Origin of the sequence: Rathayibacter sp. AY1B7 (assembly GCF_002932735.1) — a bacterium.
Lineage (GTDB): Bacteria > Actinomycetota > Actinomycetes > Actinomycetales > Microbacteriaceae > Rathayibacter.
Genome location: NZ_PSWK01000009.1, coordinates 78,164 through 94,003, shown reverse-complemented (window position 1 = coordinate 94,003; position 15,840 = coordinate 78,164). Strand labels below are relative to the sequence as shown.

Below are 15,840 nucleotides of genomic sequence, written 5' to 3'. Positions count from 1 at the left end.
TCAGATCTCCTGGGCGAAGTTGCCCTCGAGGCGGCGGAAGATCCGGTGGCCGATCCACACGAACACCAGCCCGACGACGAGGACGATGAGAAGGCGCAGCTCCATGTCCGGCGGCCACACCTGGGGGGCGATCTCCTTGCCGTCGATGATGCTGACGCGCGAGCCGTCTCCCCAGATCGCGCGCTGGAAGGCGAGGATCGCGTTAGAGATCGGGTTGATGAGGTAGAGCTGCTCGGCCCAGCCGTGGCCCGCTCCGGTCGAGGCGGCGACGACGAAGTTCCACGCGTAGACGATGGGGGAGAGCCAGAAGAAGATCTGCAGCCCGACCTCGACGAGGAACTGGACGTCGCGGAGGTAGACGTTGAGGGCCGAGAGGGCCAGGGCCAGCGCGAGGCCGTACACGAGCACGATCGCCAGCGCGGGCACGATGTAGAGGAGCTGGACGCCGAAGATCAGCGAGCCCGTGAGGACGGCTCCCGCGATCAGGACGACGAACTGCACACCGAAGTTGAAGAGGGCCGAGCCGATGGCCGCCACCGGGAAGATCTCCCGCGGCAGGTACACCTTCTTGATCAGTCCGCCGTTGCCGAGGATCGACGTGGTGCCCGCGGTCACGATCTCGCTGAACAGGCCCCAGAGGGTGAGCCCCGAGAAGACGAAGATCGCGAAGTTCGGGACGCCGCGAGAGGCCCCGAGGATCTGGCCGATCGCCACGTAGTAGATGAGGAGCATGATCAGCGGCCGGACGAGGCTCCAGACGAAGCCCAGGCTGCTGTCCTTGTAGCGCGACTTCAGCTCGCGCCCCACGAGCAGGCGGAGCAGCTCGCGGTGCCGCAGGATCTCGGCGAGGGAGGCGACGAAGCCGCCCGAGCCGCCGCCGACGGCCGACGTGGTGCCGGCGATCTGGAACGGCTCGTCGGCGATCGCGCGCGCGCGATCCACAGCTTTGCTGGGCATGGAACTCCAAGCTCTCGGCCTCCGCCGGGCGACGGACCGCATCATTATACGTGCGGCCCACCCTGGAGCCCCCTGGCTGGCGTGCCGGTGCGCGGCGCATGGCGGGTAGTCTTGCTCCCGCTCGCCGACTGAACGACACGAACGAGGTGTTCGCCATGCCCACGCAGCCTTCCGACGTCCCCCTGGACCCGGCGCCGCAGAGCGCTGGGGACCCCGCCCCCGTCCTCGGCGGCACGGGCGAGGACGCTCCTCCCGCTCCCGACCCGAGCCTCGAGTCGGCCGTCGGCGACGCCGCTCCCGCAGCCGTCCCGGCGGAGCCCGCGCGCACGTCCGGGGTTCCGGTGGAGCCCCGTCTCGCCGAGCCCGAGTCCCCGGACGAGGAGCTCGCCCGCCTGCGCGCGCAGGTCGACTCCCTCCTCAACGACCCCTTCGACGAGTGGGTCGAGCGGATCCAGGTGGGCGGAGTGACCGCCTCCGGCTTCGAGCGCACCCTCTCCTGGCGGGTGACGAAGCCGCTCCGCCTGGTGCGCACCTTCCAGATCCGCGTCGAGCAGCTCGGGCTGTCGGGCGCCGTCGGCCACAGCGCGCGCTTCGTGAAGCGCCGCCTGTCCGGTCGGGCGCGATGAGCGACCGGTCGCAGGTCTCGGCCGCCGGCTCGGCCGCCGCGCGCGCCCACCGCACGGAGGCGATGCTGCAGCGCCTGGAGCAGATCGGCGCGCTCCTCTTCGACGAGGAGCGCCGCGCCTCGCTGCGCACCCGCGGGCCCGGCCCGTACCTCGACGAGGTGGCCCGAGAGATCCGCTCGCGCCAGGACGACGAGCTGACCTGGGTCGCGCTGGTGTCGTTCACGGCCGCGTACCCGACGAGCGAGCTGTTCGACTGGTTCCGCCGCGCCCTCGAGCTCGCCCCCGAGGAGGCGGCGCTGCGCATCTTCCTCGAGGCGGGCTCCCGCACCGCGACCGGGTTCGCCGATCTGGACGCCCGTGTCGAGGTCGTCACCGGGGCCGTCCTGATCGACGTCGACTTCCCCGCCCGCCACGGTCACAACACCGGCGTCCAGCGGGTCGTGCGCCAGACCGTGTCCCGCTGGGACGCCGAGCACGAGATCGTCCCGGTCGCCTGGGTTCACGGATCGATGTCCTTCCGGCGCCTGAGCGCGATCGAGCACGAGCGCGTCGTCGACTGGTCCTCCGCCGGGCGGCGCGACTGGGAGCACGGCGATCCGGAGCGCATCGAGTTCGTCGTGCCCTACCGCAGCGTCGTCGTCATCCCCTCGGTGCCCGACTACAACCAGTGCGGGCCGCTCGCGGCCCTCGCCGAGTACTCCGGCAACGAGGTCGTCGTCCTCGGCCACGACGCCATCCCCGTCGTCAGCGCCGACACGGTGCCGCCGGAGGAGACGGTGCGCTTCGTCAACTTCCTCTCCGTGGTCAAGCATGCCGAGCGCGTCGCCACGGTGAGCGCCGCGGCTGCGCTGGAGTTCGAGGGCTTCGTGCGAGCGCTCCCCGCTCAGGGCCTCACCGGCCCGACCGTCGTCCCGGTCCCGCTGCCCGTGGAGCTCCCGGACGGCCTGCGCTCCGAGGGCCGGAGCGCGTCCGGCCTGCCGCTCGTGCTCTGCGTCGGCAGCCAGGAGCCCCGCAAGAACCATCTCGCGGTGCTGCACGCCGCCGAGGTCCTCTGGCGCGAGGGCCTGCGCTTCCGCGTCCGCTTCATCGGCGGGGCCAACCCCTGGGCGCACCAGGTCTTCGATCCCCGCGTGCGCGAGCTGGTCGCCGCCGGACGCCCGGTCGAGGTGCTCCGCGGAGCCGACGACGACGTCCTGATCGCGAGCTACCGGGAGGCGCTGTTCCTGGCGTTCCCGTCGCTGCACGAGGGGTACGGCCTGCCGGTCGCCGAGGCGCTGTCGATCGGGCTCCCCGTGCTGACCTCGCGCTACGGCAGCACGGCGCAGATCGCCGAGCACGGCGGATGCGTCCTGATCGACCCGGAGTCCGACGAGGAGATCACCGACGGCATGCGCCGCCTGCTGACGTCGCTGGAGCTCGTCGACGAGCTCCGCCTCGAGGCGGCAGAGCGGCCCGAGCGCACCTGGGACGACTACGCCCGGGAGCTGTGGGCCGCCCTGATCGGCCCCTCGGCCCTCATCGAGCACGAGGAGGCGCCCCGTGCGCTCTAAGCAGTACCTGGTCGACCGCCTCGCCACCCTGGTGCGCACCCTGGCCCCCACTGTGGAGCCGCTGGGCAGCGTCGACGCCCTCACCGGACAGCTGAGCGTTCTGCTGCCCGCCCCCACCGACCGCGAGGTCTGGCTGGTGCTCGCCGTCCTCCGCGGCACGCTCCCGCGCCGGGAGGACGTCGTCGACGGCCGCCGCCGGGCCCGGCTGGACGGCACCGCCGGTCTGCTCACCCACGCCGCATCCACCATCGCCTCGAACCGGGTCTTCGCCCGCTTCCACCACCCCGAGGTCGAGGTGGTCGTCGGCGCGGTCGTCGTCGACGTGCACCACACCGCGCGCACGGGGCTGGCCACGGGCATCCAGCGCGTGGTGCGCCAGAGCCTCGTCCGCTGGACGCGCGACCACGAGATCCTGCTCGCCGGCTGGGACTCGACCCACGAGTCGCTCGTCATGCTCACCCCGGAGCAGAGCCGGAACGCCGTCTCGGGCGACGTGCCCGACGCCGCGGAGGACCGCTCCCGCGTGATCGTCCCGTGGCAGGGCACCTACCTCCTGCCCGAGCTCGCCGTGGAGGACGAGCGGACGTCGCGCGTCTCCGCCCTCGCCGAGTTCAGCGGCAACCGCACGGGCACCATCGGCTTCGACTGCGTGCCGGTCACCACCGCCGAGACGGCGAGCACCGGCATCAGCGCCGCCTTCTCGCGCACGCTCGTCGCTGTGTCGCACATGGACCGCATCGCGACCATCTCCGAGGCGGCCGCGACCGAGTACTCCGGCTGGCGCCACATGCTCGGCAGCGTCGGGATGCAGGGGCCGGACATCCGGCCGATCCTGCTGCCCTCGCAGCCGGAGAGCGTCTCGGACGAGGAGCTGGCCACCGCCGCGCGCTCGCTGGTGACCGGTGACCTCCCGCTCGTCGTCTGCGTCGGCAGCCACGAGCCGCGGAAGAACCACCTGGCGGTGCTCCAGGCCGCCGAGCTGCTCTGGCGCCGGGGCGTTCGCTTCAGCCTGGTCTTCATCGGCGGCAACGCCTGGAGCAGCGCCGAGTTCGAGTACCGACTCGAGGTCCTCGAGGGCCAGGGCCGTCCGGTCCGCTCGCTCTCCAAGATCACCGACGCGCTGCTCTGGAGCGCCTACCGCCTGGCCCGGTGCACCGTGTTCCCCTCGATCAACGAGGGCTACGGTCTCCCGATCGTGGAGTCGATCTCGGTCGGCACCCCGGTCGTGACCTCCGGATTCGGCAGCATGCACGAGGTCTCCGCCTCGGGCGGCGCGCTGTTCGTCGATCCGCACGACGACCACGACATCGCCGCGGCCCTCGAGCGGCTGCTGACCGACGACGAGCTGCACGCGCGGCTCTCGGCGGAGGCGCTCGCGATCGACGGCGGCACCTGGGACGAGTACGCCGCCCGCGTCTGGTCGTACCTCGTCGAGGGCGAGGGCGTCGACGAGCGGGCCCGGGCCGAGCAGTCGGACGCGACCGCCTAGGCGTCCTCGATCCACCGCGTGCAGAAGGCCCCCGCTCCAGGAGCGAGGGCCTTCTGCACGCGGTGCGCGCGGCTCAGCGGGAGCGGCGCGCCAGCTCGAGGTCGTTCTCGACCATGCGGGCGACGATCTCCTCGAAGCCGACGGTCGGCGCCCAGCCGAGCACCTCGCGGGCCCGGGAGGCGTCCCCGCGCATCTCGGGGGTGTCCACGGGGCGCGCGAACCGCGGGTCGATCGTGACCCGCTGCTCCCAGTCGTCGATGCCGGCCGCGGTGAAGGCGGCACGGACGAAGTCGCGGACCGAGTGCGCGACTCCGGTCGCCACGACGTAGTCGCCCGCCTCCTCGGCGCGCGAGGCGCGCACGAGGGCGTCCACGTAGTCGGGGGCCCAGCCCCAGTCGCGGCGCGCGTCGAGATTGCCGAGCGAGAGCTCCGACTCGGCGCCCGTCGCGATCGCCGCGACTCCGGCGGTGATCTTGCGGGTGACGAAGCCGAGCGGCCGACGCGGCGACTCGTGGTTGTAGAGGATGCCGGACGAGGCGTGCAGCCCGCGGCCGCGGTAGACCGCGACGAGGTGGTGCGCGAACGCCTTCGCGGCTCCGTAGGGCGAGACCGGGCGGATCGGGGTCCGCTCGGTCTGCGGGTTCTCGGTCGCGGCCCCGAAGATCTCGGAAGAGGAGGCCTGGACGAAGCGGACCTCCCGGCCCGCCGACTCCTGGAGCGCCAGCGAGCCCTCCAGGAGCGCGGCGACCGCGGTGCCGGTCACTTCGGCCGTGAGCACGGGCTCCTTCCACGAGAGCGCGACGGAGGAGAGGCCGGCGAGGTGGAAGACCGTGTCCGGCTGCGCCTCCGCGACGATACGGCCGAGGCCGGAGGCGTCGCGGAGGTCGCCCTCGAAGGGGCGGACGGCGGCGGGAAGAGCGGCGTCGTCGGTCCCGCGCACGAGCGCGGAGACCTCCCAGCCGTCGGCGAGCAGGCGCTCGACGAGGTAGCCCCCGTCCTGACCGCTCGCTCCGGTGACGAGAGCGGCAGGCATGACTACTTGATCAGCGCGGACTGCTCGGCGAGGTCGTTCTCGACCATCATCGCCACGAGCTCGGGGAACGAGACCTTCGGTTCCCAGCCGAGGACGTCGCGCGCCTTCGCCGGGTCGCCGATCAGCAGGTCCACCTCGGCGGGACGCATGAACGCGGGGTTCTGGGTCACGTACGGGGTCCAGTCCTCGATGCCGACGTGGTTGAAGGCGATGTCGAGGTACTCGCGGATCTCGTGGGTCTCGCCGGTCGCGACCACGTAGTCGTCGCCCTCGGGCTGCTGCAGCATGCGCCACATCGCGTCGACGTAGTCGCCGGCGAAGCCCCAGTCGCGCTTCGCGTCGAGGTTGCCGAGCTCCAGCGTCTCCTGGAGGCCGAGCTTGATGCGGGCGACCGCGAGGCTGATCTTGCGCGTGACGAACTCCGGTCCGCGGCGGGGCGACTCGTGGTTGAAGAGGATGCCGGAGGAGGCGTGCATGCCGTACGACTCGCGGTAGTTGATGGTCATGTAGTGGCCGAAGACCTTGGCCACGCCGTAGGGCGAGCGCGGCCAGAGCAGCGTCTCCTCGCTCTGCGGGACCTGCTGGACCTTGCCGAACATCTCGGAGGAGGAGGCCTGGTAGAACTTCACGCGCGACATGTCGGAGCCGGCGTAGAGGCGGGTCGCCTCGAGGATGTTGAGCACGCCCTTGCCGGTCACATCGGTGGTGAGCGACGCGTTCTCCCACGAGTAGGCGACGAACGAGATCGCACCGAGGTTGTAGACCTCGTCGGGCTGGGCGGCGGCGAGCACGCGCACGAGGCTCGACACGTCGGTCAGGTCGCCGGTGAGCAGGGTCACCTCGGGCACGGTGCGGCGGACCAGCTCGTACTTGGGGTTGTTCTGCCCGCGGACGAGCCCGAAGACCTCGTAGCCCTTCGAGAGGAGGAGCTCGGCGAGGTAGAGGCCGTCCTGGCCGGTGATTCCGGTGATCAAAGCGCGGGGCACGTGGTGGTCCAATTCGTCGGGGTCGATGACAGCGGGACACATACTACCCACGGGCACGGCCGGGCGCCGGGAGCGGTGCGGCCCGCCGGTATCCTGGCCGGGCTTCGGACCGATTGGACGCCATGCCGGAACTCCGCCCCGTCACGCTCGCCGTGCTCACCGTCGACCCGGGCGGGATGGGCGGCGGCGAGACCTACGCGCGCGCGCTCACGCGCCTCCTGGCGCCGCGGCCGGGGGAGGAGGGGCCCGACGTGCAGGTGCTCGTCCCCGAGAACGCGCGCGGCTTCAGCGAGGGCGTGCCCGAGGTCGTGGCCGAGGGGGTCGTCAGCGGGGCGGGCCACCGCCGCCGGGCCGTGGGGATGCTCCAGGCGCTCCTGCGCACGCCGCGCCTGCGCCGGCGCCTGGGCCGGGACGCGGTGCTCTACTTCCCGTTCACGGTCCCGCTCCCGTGGCCGTCGCGGCGGCAGGGGCACGTGCAGATGCTGTTCGATCTGCAGCACCGCGACCTCCCGCACCTCTTCCCCCGCGTCGAGCGCGTCTTCCGCCGGCTCGCCTACGAGGCGACCGCTCGCCGCGCCGACGCGGTCATCACGATCAGCGCCTTCACCAAGGGGCGGATCGTCGAGCTGCTGGGCATCCCGGAGGAGCGGATCCACGTGTCGCATCTCGGCGTGGACACCCGGCGCTTCGTCGCGAATCTGGGCACACGCGAGGACTTCGTCTTCTACCCGGCGCGCGCCTGGCCGCACAAGAACCACGCCCGCCTGTTCGAGGCGGTGCGCCTGCTTCGGGAGGAGGGGCACGCCCTCCGCCTCGTGCTGACAGGAGGGGATCTGGACCGCCTCGGCCCGCTGCCGGACTTCGTCGAGTGGCGCGGCCACGTCACTCCGGAGGAGCTCGCCGACCTCTACCGCCGAGCCGCGGTGCTGGCGTTCCCGAGCCTCTACGAGGGCTTCGGCCTCCCTCCCATCGAGGCGATGGCGTCGGGATGCCCGGTCGCCGCGTCCGACGCGGGCTCGCTCCCGGAGATCTGCGGGGACGCCGCGGTCTACGTCGATCCGCTCGAGCCGCGCTCGATCGCGGACGGGATCCTCGAGGCGATCGAGCGGACCGGCGAGCTCGGCCCGCTCGGCGTCGAGCGTGCCCGGTCCTTCAGCTGGGAGCGCTGCCGGGAGGAGCACCTCGCCGTGCTCCGCCAGGTGGCGCGGCGGCGCGGGCGCTGAGGAGCCCGGTCAGTCCCGCGGGTGCAGGAGCCGACGCCAGCTCAGTCCCTGGGCCGCGCGCATCGCGCAGAGCACCACGAGCAGCCAGCCGGCGTCGAGCAGGATCGAGCTCTCGGCCAGCGCGGTGACCATCAGCACGGTCAGCACCAGCACCGGCCAGACGTGCACGACCGCCTTGCGCTCGGAGGCGATCAGCCAGGAGCGCCAGAGCGCGAGGCCGATCAGCACGACGAAGAGGACCACCCCGACCGCGCCGACCTGCAGGGCCACGTCGAAGAGCGCGTTGAGGCTCGACGAGTGCGGGCGGCCCGAGAGGTAGTCGATGGCGGTGAAGGGGTAGAGGTCGGGCCGCCAGTAGCCCACCCAGCCCCAGCCGACGATCGGAGCGAGGTCCGTGAAGCGCCAGACCTGCTGCCAGAGCCGCAGCCGGAACTCGAACTCGCTGCCCGCGTTCAGCAGCTCGATCACCCGGTAGCGCAGGAGCCACACGGTGAGGGCGGCCGCTGCGGCGACGCCGAGCACCGCGACCTGCCGCCGCCGACGGTGGGTGCCGTCGCCGTGGCGCACCCAGCGCAGAGCGAGGGCGACGACGACGGCCACGGCGAGCACGCCCGCGCTCACGGCCGAGCGCGTGAAGAGGAGGGTGACCGCGGCGAGGGCGATCGAGGCGACGGCCGGCCCGCGGGCGACGGAGCGGGTCATCAGCTCCACCGAGAACGTCACGATCGCCAGCAGGCAGACCAGCCCGAGCTGGTTGCGCGTGCCGACCAGTCCCTGGATCGGCCCGCCGACCGCGAGCAGTCCCTCCACGCCGAGGAAGCGCAGCGGCTGGTCGATCAGCACCCCCGAGAGCACCTCCACGGCAAGCGAGGCGATCAGCACGACCCGCAGCACGTCGCCGACCGAGCGGATGATCTGGATGATGTCGCGCGTGAGGCCGATCGCGATCGCCAGGAACGCCAGGGCGAACTGGTAGACGACGCTCGAGACCGTGGCCCAGGTGTAGTCGCTCCACAGCACGCTGAGCGCGATCCAGCCGAGGAACACCAGGATGCTCGTGGGCAGCAGGCCCTCCCAGTCGAGCCGCCCGCGCCGCAGGACGAGCATGACCGCGGCGAGGGCGGTGAGCGTGGCGACGGCGGCGATGTAGCCGGGCCAGCCGATGAGCCCGCGGACAGCCGGGGCGCAGAGGACGGTGACGAGAGTGGTCTGCGCGAGGGCCGCCGCGAACTGCGGGGACGCCGTCGCGTCGGCGACGGAGGCGGGGAGCGAGGGGCGGCGGGGCCTCATCGCCTCGGGGAGGCGTCGGCGAGGGGGAGCGGGGTCGCGGCGAGGACCTCGGGCGTCTCGCTCGCCGGCCGCTTGGTCTGCACTGCGAAGAGGACGAGGAGCAGCCAGCCTCCCTCGATGAGGATCCGGCTCTCGAACAGCGACTGCGCCAGGAGGGCGACCACGATCAGCAGCGGAGCGAGGCTGACGGCCGTGTAGGGGAGGGTCGAGGTCGCGTCGCGCCGCGGGCGGTCGACCGCGCGGAACCAGGAGCGCCACAGCGTCGAGACGGCGAGCGCCGCGAAGAGGACGAGGCCGACCGCTCCGAGCTGGAGGGCGACGTCGAGCCAGGCGTCGTGGGCCTGCAGGTAGAGCACGCCCTTGCGCTCGGCGAGGGTGTCGAACGGGGCGGCCCAGGGAGCCCAGTAGCTGACCCAGCCCCAGCCGAGGACCGGGCGCTGCAGCGTGAGCGCGATCACCGAGTCCCAGATGTCGAGGCGGCCCGTGGCGTCCTCGCTCTTGCCGAGCAGGCCGAGGAGGGCGCCCCAGCCCGCGGCGCCTCCGGCGACGGCGGCCACCGCCAGCCCCGCGGCGGTCAGGTAGACGGGACGGCGGCGGGACTCGCCCCTCCGGCGAGCCCAGAGCGCGAACGCGGCCGCGAGGACGACGGCGACGAGGCAGAGCAGGACGGTCGCCGAGCGGGTGAGCAGGAGGGTCGCGACGTACAGGGCGACCCAGACCGCCCCCCAGCGGCGCCGGATCGAGTGGGCCGCCAGCTCGATCGCGATCACGATCAGGCCGAGCAGGGCGAGGAAGCCGAGGAGGTTGCGGTTGCCGACGATCCCCTGGACGGGCTCGCCGGTGAAGAGGGCGGCCTGCGACCAGTAGAAGGCGTCGGGCGTCGGTCCGTCGGCGGGAGGCTCGACGCCGAACGGCAGGACGGGCTGCTGCACGACGACCGCGATCACGAGCTCGAAGAGGAGCGAGAGGCCGACGGAGAGGCGCAGGGCCCGTCCGAGAGCCGTGAGCAGTTCCCGGCTGCTCAGCGTGACGGCGAGGACGACGCCGCCGAGCGTCGTCGCGAGCTGCGCCGTGACTCCGATCGCGCTCGCTCCCGGATAGGCGGACCACAGCAGCGAGAGCACCGCGAGCCCGAGGAAGAGGACCAGCGACTTCGGCGTGCGGGCCCAGCGCGGGCGGGGGCGGGCGCGGACGAGCACGGCGATCGAGGCGCCCAGGAGCAGCGCGACGACGACGCCCCAGCCCCACCATCCGGCGAGGTTCCGCAGCGACTGGCCGGCCAGCAGCACGGCCAGCACCGCCACCGCGAGCGCTCGGGGAGCGGCGGGGGCGGCGCGTCGGATCATGGCGACCAGTCTAGGGAGCGGGGGCGGCGCGGCGGCGTGCCGGGCGCGCCGCCGCTCGCTCCCCGGCCGGGGAGGCTCAGACGAACGCGGCGGTGCCGGTGATCGAGCGGCCGACGATCAGCGTGTTCATCTCGCGGGTGCCCTCGTAGGAGTAGAGGGCCTCCGCGTCGGCGAAGAAGCGGGCGACGCCGTAGTCGAGGACGATGCCGTTGCCGCCCATCACCTCGCGGCACCAGGCGACGGTCTCGCGCATCCGGGCCGTCGCGTAGGCCTTCGCGAGGGCGGAGTGCTCGTCGCGCTGCTCGCCGGCGTCGAGCATCTCGGACACGCGGGTCGCCAGGGCGATGCTGGCCGTGATGTTGCCGATGCTCTTGACCAGGAGGTCCTGCACCAGCTGGTGCCCGACGAGCGGCTTGCCGAACTGCACGCGCTCCTTCGCGTAGCGCAGCGCCGCGTCGTAGGCGCCGATCGCGACGCCGATGGCCTGCCAGGCGACCTCGGCGCGGGTGAGCCGGAGCACCTTCGCGGTGTCGCGGAACGAGTTCGCGCCCTGCAGGCGCAGCGACTCCGGGACGCGGACGCCCTCGAGCACGATGTCGGCGTTCTGCACCGTGCGCAGGCTCTGCTTGCGCGCGATGGCGGTGGCGCGGTAGCCCGGCGTCGAGGTGGGGACGAGGAAGCCCTTCACCTGGCCGTCCTCCGCGTCCTTCGCCCAGATCACGGTCACGTCGCTGAAGGTCGCGTTGCCGATCCAGCGCTTCTCGCCGTCGAGGATCCAGTCGTCGCCGTCCCGGCGGGCGGTGGTGCGCAGGCCCTGGGCGGAGTCGGAGCCGGAGTGCGGCTCGGTGAGGCCGAAGGCGCCGACGACCTCGCCCGAGGCGAGCTTCGGCAGCCACTCGGCGCGCTGCTCCTCGGAGCCGGCGACGCCGACCGTTCCCATCACCAGGCCGTTCTGCACGCCCACGTAGGTCGCGATGCCCGCGTCCACCCGGCCCAGCTCGAGCGCCACCCAGCCGCGGAACACGGCGGAGTTCTCGATCGCGCGGGTCTCGGGCCAGGAGAGGCCGATGACGCCGGTGGCGTGGATCGCGGGGATCAGCTGCCGCGGGAACTCCGCGCGCTCCCAGTACTCGTCGGCGATCGGCCGCACCTGCTCCTCGAGGAACGCGCGGACGCCGACCAGCAGCTCCTTCTCGGCGGGCGTGAGCGCCGCCTCGAACCCGTAGAAGTCGGCCCCCAGGGTCTCGAAGGTCGTGCTGTCCATGCTCTGTGCTCCCTCGCTCGTCGGATGCGGCACGGCGACCGCTCCGACGGCGACAGTGCTGCGACTCCCAGCGTACGAAGCGCGCCTGCGAGTGCCGCGTCCTCTGGCGGAGAGCACCAACAGGCGGGCCCTCCTCCCGGGCCCGCGTTGTGGATCCTGCTAGCGTCGCAGCGGAGCGGCCCCGGCGCGTCCGGCTGAGCGGCTCGGACCCACCCCTCGGACGGAAGGCCAGCGCTCCCGTGTTCATCCCGATCGGCAACACCCCCCGCGACTACGCCTGGGGCTCGCTCACCGGCATCTCGGAGGCCCTCGGCACCGCGCCCTCCGGCGCCCCCGAGGCCGAGCTCTGGCTCGGCGCGCACCCGGGCTCGCCCGCGCGCATCCTCGACCCCGCCTCGGTCGGCGCCGGCACGCTCGCCGAGTGGATCGGCGAGCACCCCGAGGCGGCGCTCGCCGGAGTGGAGGGGTCGGTCGATCCGGTCTCGGGCGCTCCCCGTCTGCCGTTCCTGCTCAAGATCCTCGCCGCGGGCGGGCCGCTGTCGCTCCAGGCCCACCCCTCGTCCGAGCGGGCCCGGCGCCGGTTCGTCGAGGAGGAGGAGGCCGGCATCCCCCGCGACGCCGCCGATCGCAACTACAAGGACCCGTTCCACAAGCCCGAGCTGATCTACGCGCTCAGCGAGACCTTCGACGCGCTCTGCGGCTTCCGTGAGCCGGCGGACGCCCGGGCGCTGCTCGCCGAGCTGGCCGGGCGCGCCCCGGCGGAGGAGGCGGCCGCGATCGCGCGGTTCGCCCGGACGCTCGAGGGCGAGCCCTCGGAGGTCCTCCGCGGCGCCGTGTCGTGGCTGCTCGCCGACGGCGACCGTGCGGAGGTCGCCGCGCTGGTGTCCGCGGTCGTCGCGGCGTCCGCGGGCGACGACCGCCTCGAGACGACCACGGTCCGGGACCTGGCCGAGAGCTACCCGGGCGACCCCGGAATCGTGCTCTCGCTCCTGCTCAACCGCGTCCGCCTCGCCCGCGGCGAGGTGCTCTACCTGCCCGCAGGCAACATCCACGCCTACCTCGCGGGCACGGGCGTGGAGCTGATGGCCGCCTCCGACAACGTGCTGCGCGGGGGCCTCACGCCCAAGCACATCGACGTGCCCGAGCTGGTGAGCGTCCTCGAGTTCTCGCCGCTGCCCGTGCCCTACCTCCCGGCCGAGCAGGCCGGATCGGGCGTGCGCGTCTACCGTCCGGACGTCCCCGACTTCGTGCTCGCCGTCGTGGAGCCGGAGTCGGAGACGCCGGCCCGCGTCGCCCTGCACGGACCCGCCATCGCGATCGCGACCGAGGGCTCGTTCTCGCTCGAGGGCGCCGAGGGCTCGGTCCGCGTCGAGCGCGGCGGCAGTGTGTTCGTGACGCCGTCGGAGGGCGCCCTCGCCGTCACCGGACGGGGCAGGCTCTTCGTCGCGACGGTCTGACTCCTCCAGCGATCCCGGTGCCGCCCGCTCAGGCGGCGAACGTGCGGCGGTAGGCCGCCGGCGTGGTCCGCAGGACGCGCGTGAAGTGGTGGCGCATCACCGCAGCCGTGCCGAAGCCGACCCGCGCGGCGATCGCCTCGAGGGTCAGCTCCGTCTCCTCCAGCAGCACCTGCGCCCGGAGGAGGCGCTGGCGGGTGAGCCAGGCGAGCGGAGTCGTGCCGAGGTCGGCCCGGAAGCGGCGCGCGAAGGTGCGGGGGGCCATCACGGCGCGACGGGCCAGCGCCTCGATCGAGAGGTCCTCGTCGAGGTGCTCCAGCATCCACTCGGTGACCTCGGCCAGCGAGTCCGCGCGCGCCTCGGGAACGGGGGTCCGCAGGTACTGCGCCTGCCCGCCGTGGCGCTGCGGGGGCACGACCATCCGCCGGGCGACGACGCTCGCCGCCGTCGCGCCCAGCTCCTCGCGCACCACGTGCAGCGCCGCGTCGATGCCGGCCGCGGTGCCCGCGCTCGTCACGATGCGCCCCTCCTGCACGTAGAGGACCTCGGGGTCCACCGTGACGGAGGGGAAGCGCCGGGCGAGCTCGGCGGCGTGCATCCAGTGGGTGGTCGCGCGCCGGCCGTCGAGCAGGCCCGCCTGCGCCAGGGTGAAGGCCCCGCTGCAGACGCTGAGGATCCACGCGCCGCGCTCGTGAGCCTCGCGGAGGAGGTCGAGGACCCGCTCGTCGGCGGGCCCGCGGCCGTGGGCGGGGACGGCGATCAGGTCCGCGTCCCGGGCCGCGTCGAGACCATCGGCGATCAGCAGGTCGAATCCGAGGCTCGTGCGGACGGGGCCCGGGTCGGGAGTGGCGATCCGGAAGTCGAGGGCGGGACCTCCGTCGGCGCCGCGGTCGATCCCGAACACCTCGCAGACGACCCCGAACTCGAACGGCGCGAGGCCGGGCAGGGCGAGGAGGGCGACGGAGCGGAGCACGGCGGCAGGATATCGCGCCCCGTCGTCATCCGGCCGATCCGCGCCGTCGATCCCCGCCGCTAGGGTGTCTTCCGGCGCGCGGAGTCGCGGGCCCGCACCGAGGAGGATCCACATGGCATGGCTGGTCACCGGGGGAGCCGGATACATCGGGGCGCACGTGGTGCGCGCGTTCTCTGAGCAGGGCATCGACCCCGTCGTCCTCGACGACCTCTCCTCGGGGCACGCGTCGTTCGTGCCCGAGGGCGTCCCGTTCCACCAGGGCTCGATCCTCGACGAGGCCCTGCTCGACCGCGTGCTCGCCGAGCACGACATCGAGGGCGTCGTCCACGTCGCCGGGTTCAAGTACGCCGGAGTCTCGGTGCAGCGCCCCCTGCACACGTACGAGCAGAACGTCACCGGCACCATGCGCGTGCTGGCGGCGATGGAGCGCGCCGGGGTCTCCTCGATCGTCTTCTCCTCGAGCGCTGCCGTCTACGGCGCGGTCGACGTCGAGATCGTCACCGAGGACACCCCCAAGAGCCCGGAGTCGCCCTACGGCGAGTCGAAGCTGATCGGCGAGTGGCTGCTCGCGGACGCGGGGCGGGCGCACGGCGTCCGGCACGCCTCCCTGCGCTACTTCAACGTCGTCGGGTCCGGCTACCCGGACATCTACGACACCAGCCCCCACAACCTCTTCCCCCTCGTCTTCGAGGCTCTGCTGGACGGCCGCACGCCCCGGATCAACGGCGACGACTACCCGACGCCGGACGGCACCTGCGTCCGCGACTACATCCACGTCGCCGACCTGGCGCTCGCGCACGTCGCCGCGGCGCGCCGCCTGGCCGCCGGCGAGCCGATCGACCCGGTCTACAACTTGGGCAGCGGATCCGGGGCCTCCGTCGGGGAGATCATGCGCGCGATCGCCGACAGCACCGGCATCGCCTTCACGCCCGAGGTCGCCCCGCGGCGGCCGGGCGACCCGCCCCGCATCGTCGCCTCCGGCGCGACAGCGGCCCGCGACCTGGGCTGGGAGATGCGGCACACGGTCGCCGAGATGGTGGAGAGCGCCTGGCGCGCACGGAGCGCCGCGACCGCCTGATCGGATCTCACGTTCGCGACACGCCGGCGTGTCATGAACCCTCCACGGCGGGTTGAGGGTTTATGGTCCGCGACTTGACCTGAGCGAATGACACCGCTGTAATTACCTAGGCAGCGGCTCCGGGAGGAGCGGCCGCCGATCATCGGTTCGCAGGCGGGGTAGGAGACGGCATGACGCTTCCGGAACAGCACTCCGGAGTCCCCGAGGACTGGTTCGTCGATCCGGTCCGTCTGGGCGTGCCCGGGGTCCGACCCGGGATCGACACCGCGACCGAGGCGCCGGGGGGCGCGCTCTCCTGGCAGGTCGACTCGCTGTGCGCGCAGACCGATCCCGAGGCCTTCTTCCCCGAGAAGGGCGGCTCGACCCGCGACGCCAAGAAGATCTGCACCTCGTGCGAGGTCCGGGCCCAGTGCCTCGAGTACGCGCTCGAGAACGACGAGCGGTTCGGCATCTGGGGCGGCCTCTCCGAGCGCGAGCGCCGGAAGCTGCGCCGCCGGGCCTAGTGCCCTCCTCGCCGCGACCCGACCGACGGGGCGGCGAGCCGCAGGCGGGCGGCGCGGCGGCATCGCTT

The 15,840-nt window shown here is 73.1% G+C and carries 14 protein-coding genes; 7 read left to right on the top strand and 7 right to left on the bottom strand.

The features are described from left to right. Entirely contained in the window at window positions 1-957 is a 957-nt protein-coding gene (locus tag C5C95_RS07170; RefSeq protein ID WP_104262429.1) for an ABC transporter permease, read from the bottom strand. A gap of 155 nt (window positions 958-1,112) precedes the next feature. Between C5C95_RS07170 and C5C95_RS07165 the strand changes: the two genes are divergently transcribed. From C5C95_RS07165 to C5C95_RS07155, 3 genes are read left to right on the top strand one after another with little or no spacing between them, the layout of a single operon-like run. Further along, a complete protein-coding gene (locus C5C95_RS07165; RefSeq protein WP_104283350.1) occupies window positions 1,113-1,583 on the top strand; it encodes a hypothetical protein in 471 nt (156 codons plus the stop codon). Beyond that, entirely contained in the window at window positions 1,580-3,133 is a 1,554-nt protein-coding gene (locus tag C5C95_RS07160) for a glycosyltransferase (RefSeq protein WP_104249495.1), read from the top strand. The genes C5C95_RS07165 and C5C95_RS07160 overlap by 4 nt, the downstream gene beginning before the upstream one ends. Beyond that, on the top strand, window positions 3,123-4,622 hold the full coding sequence (locus C5C95_RS07155; RefSeq protein WP_104249496.1) for a glycosyltransferase family 1 protein: 1,500 nt from the start codon (window positions 3,123-3,125) through the stop codon (window positions 4,620-4,622). Before C5C95_RS07160 ends, C5C95_RS07155 begins: the two co-directional genes overlap by 11 nt. Before the next feature lie 73 nt (window positions 4,623-4,695). On the opposite strand, the gene C5C95_RS07150 is transcribed toward C5C95_RS07155, so the two are convergent. Both C5C95_RS07150 and C5C95_RS07145 read right to left on the bottom strand, forming a co-directional pair. After that, on the bottom strand, window positions 4,696-5,655 hold the full coding sequence (locus C5C95_RS07150; protein ID WP_104249497.1) for a GDP-mannose 4,6-dehydratase: 960 nt from the start codon (window positions 5,653-5,655) through the stop codon (window positions 4,696-4,698). 2 nt (window positions 5,656-5,657) lie between these two features. Then, entirely contained in the window at window positions 5,658-6,641 is a 984-nt protein-coding gene (locus tag C5C95_RS07145) for a GDP-mannose 4,6-dehydratase (protein ID WP_104275317.1), read from the bottom strand. Window positions 6,642-6,763: 122 nt separating this feature from the next. Between C5C95_RS07145 and C5C95_RS07140 the strand changes: the two genes are divergently transcribed. Continuing rightward, a complete protein-coding gene (locus C5C95_RS07140) occupies window positions 6,764-7,864 on the top strand; it encodes a glycosyltransferase family 1 protein (protein WP_104324136.1) in 1,101 nt (366 codons plus the stop codon). Between the two features lie 9 nt (window positions 7,865-7,873). On the opposite strand, the gene C5C95_RS07135 is transcribed toward C5C95_RS07140, so the two are convergent. From C5C95_RS07135 to C5C95_RS07125, 3 genes are all read right to left on the bottom strand, one after another. Further along, entirely contained in the window at window positions 7,874-9,154 is a 1,281-nt protein-coding gene (locus C5C95_RS07135) for an O-antigen ligase (RefSeq protein WP_104324135.1), read from the bottom strand. After that, entirely contained in the window at window positions 9,151-10,500 is a 1,350-nt protein-coding gene (locus tag C5C95_RS07130; RefSeq protein ID WP_104324134.1) for an O-antigen ligase, read from the bottom strand. The genes C5C95_RS07135 and C5C95_RS07130 overlap by 4 nt, the downstream gene beginning before the upstream one ends. A gap of 76 nt (window positions 10,501-10,576) precedes the next feature. After that, complete coding sequence (locus tag C5C95_RS07125) at window positions 10,577-11,764, bottom strand: acyl-CoA dehydrogenase family protein (protein ID WP_104324133.1); 1,188 nt, start codon at window positions 11,762-11,764, stop codon at window positions 10,577-10,579. Between the two features lie 239 nt (window positions 11,765-12,003). On the opposite strand from C5C95_RS07125, the gene manA reads away from it, so the two are divergent. After that, window positions 12,004-13,221 (top strand): mannose-6-phosphate isomerase, class I, encoded by a 1,218-nt coding sequence (gene manA, locus C5C95_RS07120; RefSeq protein WP_104324132.1) that lies wholly within the window; start codon window positions 12,004-12,006, stop codon window positions 13,219-13,221. Between the two features lie 28 nt (window positions 13,222-13,249). On the opposite strand, the gene C5C95_RS07115 is transcribed toward manA, so the two are convergent. Beyond that, window positions 13,250-14,191, bottom strand: a complete 942-nt coding sequence (locus tag C5C95_RS07115) for a GlxA family transcriptional regulator (protein WP_104324131.1) — start codon at window positions 14,189-14,191, stop codon at window positions 13,250-13,252. A gap of 112 nt (window positions 14,192-14,303) precedes the next feature. Here C5C95_RS07115 and galE point away from each other — a divergent pair, with 112 nt between their 5' ends. Then, complete coding sequence (gene galE, locus C5C95_RS07110; protein ID WP_104324130.1) at window positions 14,304-15,269, top strand: UDP-glucose 4-epimerase GalE; 966 nt, start codon at window positions 14,304-14,306, stop codon at window positions 15,267-15,269. A 170-nt stretch (window positions 15,270-15,439) separates the two neighbouring features. Next, complete coding sequence (locus C5C95_RS07105) at window positions 15,440-15,772, top strand: WhiB family transcriptional regulator (RefSeq protein WP_104224145.1); 333 nt, start codon at window positions 15,440-15,442, stop codon at window positions 15,770-15,772. Window positions 15,773-15,840 lie beyond the last annotated feature (68 nt).